This is a genomic window from Polaromonas sp., assembly GCF_039932935.1.
Lineage (GTDB): Bacteria > Pseudomonadota > Gammaproteobacteria > Burkholderiales > Burkholderiaceae_C > Polaromonas.
This window is the reverse complement of the sequence record NZ_JBDTPB010000033.1, coordinates 1-7,104: the sequence shown is the minus strand read 5'-3', so window position 1 is coordinate 7,104 and position 7,104 is coordinate 1. Positions and strand designations below refer to the sequence as shown.

Here is a 7,104-nt window from a genome sequence, read left to right as displayed (position 1 = left end):
GCGCGTCCAGCACTTCCTGCACGCCGAAGTTGTTGATGGCCGAGCCGAAGAACATCGGCGTCTGCTTGCCGGCCAGGAATTCGGCGCGGTTGAACTCGGGCGTGGCGCCGGCGACCAGTTCGATCTCGCCCTGGGCCTGCGTGTATTCGGCGCCAAAGCGCTTGGCGGCTTCGGCGTTGTCCAGGCCGGCCAGGATTTCATCGTCGCCGCCGGCTTTTTCTTCGCCGGGGCTGAAAACGCGCATGCGGTCCTCGCGACGGTCATAGACGCCGTGAAAAAGCTTGCCCATGCCGACGGGCCAGGTGAACGGGATGACCGTCATGCCGAGCTCGCGCTCGATCTCGTCCATCACGCTCATCGGGTCTTGCACCTCACGATCCATCTTGTTGACGAAGGTCAGGATGGGTGTGTTGCGCGCGCGGCAGACCTGCAGCAGGCGGCGGGTTTGCGGCTCCACGCCGTTTGCCGCGTCGATCACCATCAGCGCCGCGTCCACGGCGGTCAGCACGCGGTAGGTGTCTTCCGAGAAGTCCTGGTGGCCGGGCGTGTCGAGCAAATTGATCACGCAGTCGCGGTATTCCATCTGCATGACCGAGCTGGCCACGGAGATTCCCCGTTGCTTTTCGATTTCCATCCAGTCGGAGGTGGCGTGGCGCGCCGCCTTGCGGGCCTTGACGCTGCCGGCGATCTGGATCGCGCCCGAGAACAGCAACAGCTTTTCAGTCAGCGTGGTTTTACCCGCATCGGGGTGGGAGATGATGGCAAACGTGCGGCGGCGCTTGACCTGTTTTTCGATTTCGGTGGATTCGGACATAACCCACGATTATCGGTGAGATGGCCCCCACGCTTGTCGCTTCGCGTAATGCGCTGCCCCCCGAGGGGGCTGGCCTTGCTTGGGGCGGCCCGGCGCTGCGGCCGCCGTTTCCTGTTGAAGCTACGCGATACCTAGTCGGGTTGCCGGGCAAAGCGCGGCTGGCGCACGCCGTCGATCACGACTTCTTCATTGAACATGGCTGCGGGGCGAACCCACAGGTTTTCTTCGCCGAGCACGCGGTACAGCGTCATCGGCTCCAGGGTCTCGCTGTGACGGACGGTCCCGATCACCTCATAGAGCTTATCTTTGTAGTGGCGATAAAGGCCAGGCGAGGTTTCGATCAGGGGCGGCAGTGCTTCTGCAGGGATGTTGGGCATGGTGCGTTGGGTTGTAAGGGGCTTTAAAAAACTTGCGTCATGACCGCGGTGGGACAATGGGGGCTATGCATCCTAAAGCCTTACTCGACAGTTGTTCCGAGCTTCTCAAGCAGGTCCTCAAATTTGATCATCCCGCCGACATGGTGGTGTCGCGGTATTTTCGCGACTATCGCCTCGGTCCCCGTGAGCGTGCCACCGTGGCTGAGACGATTTACGGCGTTTTGCGCAAGAAAAATCTATACACCTATCTGGCCCAGCATGGCAGCGGCGCGCCGGAGCGGCGTCTGGCCATCCTCGGTTTTGCGGCAGACCGCGATTTTCTTTTGGGCGCGCTCACCGATCAGGAAAAAGACTGGCTGGCGCGCTGTGACCAGGTCAAGCCGGCGGATCTGATGGAGCTGCACCGGCACAACTTGCCGCAATGGCTGGTGGAGCCGCTTAAGGAGCAGCTGGGCGACGATTTCTGGCCGCTAGTGGAAAGCCTGAACGCTCCGGCCGGGCTCGACCTGCGCGTCAACACGCTCAAAGACAAACGGGCCGAAATCCAGAAGGAGCTGGCGAAAGCGGCGATTAAAACGGTCGCCACGCCGTATTCGCCGTGGGGCCTGCGGATCGCGGACAAGCCCCAGCTGGCGAAGCTGGACGCTTTCACGCGCGGCGCCATTGAAGTGCAGGACGAAGGCTCGCAGTTGCTGGCCCTGCTGGTCGATGCCAAGCGGGGTGAGATGGTGGTCGATTTCTGTGCGGGTGCGGGTGGCAAAACGCTGGCCTTGGGTGCCTCCATGCGCAACACCGGGCGTCTGTACGCCTTTGACACCTCGGGACACCGGCTGGACGCGCTCAAGCCGCGGCTGGCGCGCAGCGGCCTGTCCAACGTGCATCCGGTGGCCATCGCCCATGAACGTGATGACCGCATCAAGCGCCTTGCCGGGAAGATCGACCGGGTGCTGGTGGATGCGCCTTGCTCGGGTTTGGGCACTTTGCGGCGCAATCCCGACCTCAAATGGCGGCAGACGCCCAAGGCGATCGAAGAGCTGAGAGCCAAACAAACCGCGATTTTGCAGAGTGCTGCCCGACTGCTAAAGCCTGGTGGCCGGCTGGTTTACGCAACCTGCAGCGTGTTGCGTGAAGAAAATGAGGCCATTGCGGAAGCCTTTGGTGAGGCCAATAAAGAGTTCAACGTCCTTGAAGCCGGCTCATTGTTGACCCATCTAGGGGTTGAAAACGCGGAAAAGTTGTGCCGCGGCCCTTATTTGCGGCTTTGGCCATACCTGCATAAAACAGATGGGTTTTTCGCTGCTGTTTGGCAAAAGGCGTGATATTTTTCGCGTAATTTGACGACAAGTAGGCCGATGTTACATATTTATGTGTGATATTTCTCGTTAATTGGCCTTCTGTTAACTACGGCAAAGTGGCTTGGTGTTTTACAGCGAGCGCCTTACAATAAACACTGTTTTGATACAGCCCCGGAGACAGGTTTTTGACCAGGCGGCTGCAGTAGATGTTTAAAGGACTTTTATGATCTTGTTTGATGCGGCCCTCGACTGGCTTGCCAATGGGTTGCTCGCCGCCAGCTGGTGGCAAATTGTGTTGTACACGCTGGTGACCACCCATATCACCATTGCCAGCGTCACCATCTACCTGCACCGTCATCAGGCCCATCGCGCGATGGACCTGCATGCCATTCCTTCGCATTTTTTCCGGCTCTGGCTCTGGCTGGGCACCGGCCAGGTGACCAAGGAGTGGGTATCCATTCACCGCAAGCACCACGCCAAATGCGAAACGATTGAAGATCCGCACAGCCCCCAGGCCCACGGCATCAAGAAGGTGTTCTGGCAAGGCGCCGAGCTGTACCGCGCTGAAAGCAAAAACAAGGAAACCATGGCCAAATTCGGCCACGGAACGCCTAACGACTGGGTTGAACGCAATGTCTACACCCGCTACAGCTGGCAGGGCGTTGGCCTGATGATGATCATCGACCTGGCACTCTTCGGCGTGGCGGGCCTGGCTGTCTGGGCAGTGCAAATGGCCTGGATCCCCGTGACGGCGGCCGGCATCATCAATGGCATTGGGCACTACTGGGGCTACCGCAACTTTGAAGCGCCTGATGCGAGCACCAACATTTCTCCATGGGGCATCATGATCGGCGGTGAAGAGCTGCACAACAATCACCACACCTATCCCACGTCGGCCAAGTTCTCGGTCAAGCCTTACGAATTCGACATTGGCTGGATCTACATTCGCGCCCTGGAAAAGGTCGGCCTGGCTTCCGTCAAGAAGGTCCCGCCCAAGCTTCAGCTCGGCTCCATCCAGCCTGTGGCGGATGAAAAAACGCTGGAAGCGCTGATTGCCCACCGCTACGAAGTCATGGCCGGTTTTGCACGTGAACTGCGTCGCGCCGGCAAGGCCGAAATCGAAGTGCTCAAGGCGAAAAAGGCCGATGTGTCGGTTCTGCGCGCTGCCAACCGCTGGCTGCACCGCGACGACGACAAGGTGCCAGCTGCCGCCAAGCCGCAAATTGCCCAAGTCCGCGCTGAGCACCCCGTGCTCGACAAGATGGTCACCATGCGCGAAGAGCTTCGCCAGATGTGGCTGACCACTTCGGCCTCTCGCGAGCAGCTTGCGTCAGATCTGCAGGCTTGGTGCCACCGCGCAGAAGAAAGCGGCATTGCTGCGCTGCGCGAATTCTCCATGAAGCTGCGGGCAGCTCGCGCTTGAACTAGCGTTACTTACGGCCTGGTCTCAGGTCGATGCCTCTTCGAGGACCGCTCCAGAGAAATCTGGGAGCGGTTTTTTTTTATTGTTCGGTCAAAGTATCCCGGGTGCGCTCATTCGCGCCACATACGGTTTTTCTTGTTGAGCTGCGCTGAAGTCTGATTCACTCTTGAAGTGAAGCGCCGCCTCTACGCTCAACAGGTGGCTGTCGCGCCGAACTCGTGAGCCAAGTTCTGTCAACGACAGGTGATTGGTGCTCGAGTTCTTTCGTCGAGAAGCTGGCCGCTTGGCTGGCAATCGAAGCAAGAAAGTCGCGGGAGTAGCGGCACACGTTGATGCAGATCCACGCACCCTCAACTCAAAACGAGTTGTCGGGCTAATGCTTCGCCGCGTAAGTGGTCGTCTAGCAGGCGACTTCACACCAACTTCACTCAGCTCATTAAGACCTCACAGATGCGCGTCAGACTGCATTCACCGAAAGCCGAGTGCATCAACCTGGTGCTTCCCTTTCGGAGAAAGGTCGGTTTGTGAGTTCAATCAACAGCGTCGCTACTCTTCCGCCTTACACACGAATTTTCGGCCCGGTAGCGGCGAGAAAGATCATCCAACTTCTAAAACTGTATCTGCTGCTGATTACTGTCGGCTCGGCTTTTCTGCTTGTCGCGCGTCAGGATGCCTTGCAGATCTTCGGCCTGGGGTTGATGGTGCCGGGTGGTGGATTTCTGGCGCATGCTGATATCTGCGCAGGCAGTGGTATAGGTCACATAGCCGCTTGGCTGTCTTCGGTTGGTGTCTTGGCGTTGGCGCTGTTGATCTGGTTTGGCACGGGCAACGTGTTGCTGCCTCCGTTTGTGTGGTTCGGCTCGGCGCTTTGGGCCGCAAGCATGGACCACGGCGCAATTCCGCCAGGTGTGATCCCCAACGTGTACGGCATGCTCGCGCTGGTTGCTGCGGCGGGCTGTCTGTCGATGCTGGCCTGGTTTGCGTTTGCAGGCCGACAAAGGCGCATCGATAACGATTATTTGGTCCGACAAACGGCTCGATTGGACACCATCCTTGCAGCCAAACCATCAAGGCAAAAACCGGAGATGTCGTTGGAGCATTTGCAGCGGGTGAGATTTGCACTCGATCGTGCGCTGCAGCCTTTGAATGAATTCTCCGGGTTCGAGCAACGCGATCAATTTCAGACGGCGGCGCTGCGGTATCAAGTCAATTTTCTGGCTTATGGAATTGCCTTGACGCAGGCACGATTCACGCCTGCGTTGGGCGGATACATGCGCGACGCGCAAAGCAAGCTACTGCACAAGCAGACACAGCACCGCACATGGGCCTACTGGGCGCTGGAAAATCTGTGGGGAAACTTGCGTTGGAATTCCGACCCAACCGCCCGTGAAAACATCATGTACACGGGCTTCGTGGCACTGCAGATGGCCCTATTCCAGGCGAGCGCAGGAAGTCAGGAATTTTCAAAAAAAGGTGCCTTTAAGTTGGTGCATCCGAATGGGAAGTGCTACGAACACAGCTTCGAGTCCTTGCTGTCTAGGTTGGAGGAGGAATACGAACGTTCGCCTTTCTATTTGATGGCCTGCGAACCCAACTGGGTTTATCCCCTGTGCAACACCATGGGAGCCGCGGCACTGCGTGCCCACGATGCGCAGTACGGTCAGATGAAATGGGCCGCTCGCGTATCGGAGTTTCGCCGGCATCTGGACGCGGAGTTTCTGGATGGCATGGGCCGCTACGTACCATGCCGTTCTACGTATACGGGATTGGCCCTGCCCGCCATTGGTGGCGCAATGCCGCTGGCGATGCCTTGCTACTTTTTGAACGCGCTGGCACCCGACTTGGCGCGTCGCCAATGGCTGTTGCTGAGACGTCAGCTGTTCAATAGTCATGGGCGATTTCGACGCAGTGCGTTTTGGCCCATCGATACAGGAAACTATGGTTTCTCAAGAGGCAGTGCCTTCGCAGCGACAGCCTTGGCGGCGGCAGAGTTGGGCGATGCGTGTGTGTATCAAAACTGCATGGATGCCTTGGAGCACGCGTGTCCGACAACTTTCAGTGATCGGGTCGCCCACAGGAGTAAGGCCTCGGTATGGGCGCATGGTGTCGAGCTGATGGCGCGTTCTGGAGGGCTCGATAGCTTTCGGGACCTGATCAGCAACCCACTTCCCTCAAAAGGTCCTCGGCTGGAACACCTGTCCTATCCCGACGTGCTGGTTGCAGCTGCGCACGCCGATGCCGCAAGAGGCACTTTGCAAGCGGTGCTTTACGGCGGAGCCGGCGATGGCATTCAGAGCCTGGGCGTGTCGGGCTTGCGTCCGTTAGTGCCCTATCGGGTAACAGGTGCAAGCCTGACGCAAGTTGTGGCTGACGACATGGGAGAGGTGCGCTTGCAGGTTCCACTTGCTGGGCGCACTTGCTTGACGCTAGAGCCGGCCGGTGCACTGTGATGGGTTGCTGTATCTTGATAGCCTCGGTATGGGGCTGCGTGTATGGATTGCAGGCTATGCGGCTGTGCACTGTTCGACGTTCATGTGCTGCCCAAGCCTGGCGGCTGGTGAATAAGAAGGATGAAAAATGAAAGAAGTCCCTCTTACCGTCGCGCCGCGGCGATTCAGTCTGCCCGCACGGCTCAAGAGCTTTGGTTATGCCTTCGAGGGGATAGCGTTGATGCTCAAAACACAGCACAACGCATGGGTGCATCTGATCGCCACAACGCTAGTGACGGGATTGGCTGTGTGGTATCGGGTGAATGCCAGCGATTGGCGCTGGCTGATTGGCGCGGTGGCCATGGTGTGGATGGCAGAGGCCATGAACACAGCAGTTGAGTCGCTCTGCGATGTGGTGTCGCCGCAATACTCGTTGGCCGTCAAATGTGCAAAAGATGTTGCCGCCGGCAGTGTGCTCATAGCGGCTTGCGCAGCAGCAGCAATCGGCGTCATTACCTTCTGGCCCTATTTTTTGGAAACAGCCTATAAATTCCAGTCGATGACCTTGGCCGTAGAGCTGGCCCGAGTCGGCCCCTAAAAAATAAAGGACACCGAAGTGTCCTTTATTGAATAAAGCTGACCGGATGGGTAGTTTTAACTACCTACCGGTCTTTAGCTATTTATTTCAGCTTGATTTCCTTGTATTCCACATGCTTGCGTGCCTTGGGATCAAACTTCATGATCAGCATCTTGTCGGGCGTGGTTT

Annotated in this window: 7 protein-coding genes; 4 read left to right on the top strand and 3 right to left on the bottom strand. The window is 58.1% G+C overall.

Annotation, left to right across the window (positions count from 1 at the left end; genetic code table 11):
• A partial coding sequence (locus ABI546_RS04630; protein ID WP_348044574.1) for a GTP-binding protein occupies positions 1 to 814 on the bottom strand: 814 nt, incomplete at its 3' end.
• A 131-nt stretch (positions 815 to 945) separates the two neighbouring features.
• Positions 946 to 1,191 carry a DUF1653 domain-containing protein gene (locus ABI546_RS04625; protein WP_348044572.1) on the bottom strand — a complete coding sequence of 82 codons (246 nt, stop codon included), beginning with the start codon at positions 1,189 to 1,191 and terminating at the stop codon, positions 946 to 948.
• A 65-nt stretch (positions 1,192 to 1,256) separates the two neighbouring features.
• Here ABI546_RS04625 and ABI546_RS04620 point away from each other — a divergent pair, with 65 nt between their 5' ends.
• From ABI546_RS04620 to ABI546_RS04605, 4 genes are all read left to right on the top strand, one after another.
• Positions 1,257 to 2,510, top strand: coding sequence for an RsmB/NOP family class I SAM-dependent RNA methyltransferase (locus ABI546_RS04620; RefSeq protein ID WP_348044570.1), 1,254 nt, complete (start codon positions 1,257 to 1,259; stop codon positions 2,508 to 2,510).
• Between the two features lie 199 nt (positions 2,511 to 2,709).
• Complete coding sequence (locus tag ABI546_RS04615) at positions 2,710 to 3,909, top strand: fatty acid desaturase (RefSeq protein ID WP_348044568.1); 1,200 nt, start codon at positions 2,710 to 2,712, stop codon at positions 3,907 to 3,909.
• Positions 3,910 to 4,433: 524 nt separating this feature from the next.
• Positions 4,434 to 6,359: a hypothetical protein gene (locus tag ABI546_RS04610; protein ID WP_348044566.1), complete on the top strand. Its 1,926-nt coding sequence runs from the start codon at positions 4,434 to 4,436 to the stop codon at positions 6,357 to 6,359.
• A 127-nt stretch (positions 6,360 to 6,486) separates the two neighbouring features.
• On the top strand, positions 6,487 to 6,936 hold the full coding sequence (locus tag ABI546_RS04605; RefSeq protein ID WP_348044564.1) for a diacylglycerol kinase family protein: 450 nt from the start codon (positions 6,487 to 6,489) through the stop codon (positions 6,934 to 6,936).
• 82 nt (positions 6,937 to 7,018) lie between these two features.
• On the opposite strand, the gene rpmG is transcribed toward ABI546_RS04605, so the two are convergent.
• The coding region (gene rpmG / locus ABI546_RS04600; RefSeq protein WP_348044576.1) for a 50S ribosomal protein L33 at positions 7,019 to 7,104 on the bottom strand (86 nt) is incomplete at its 5' end.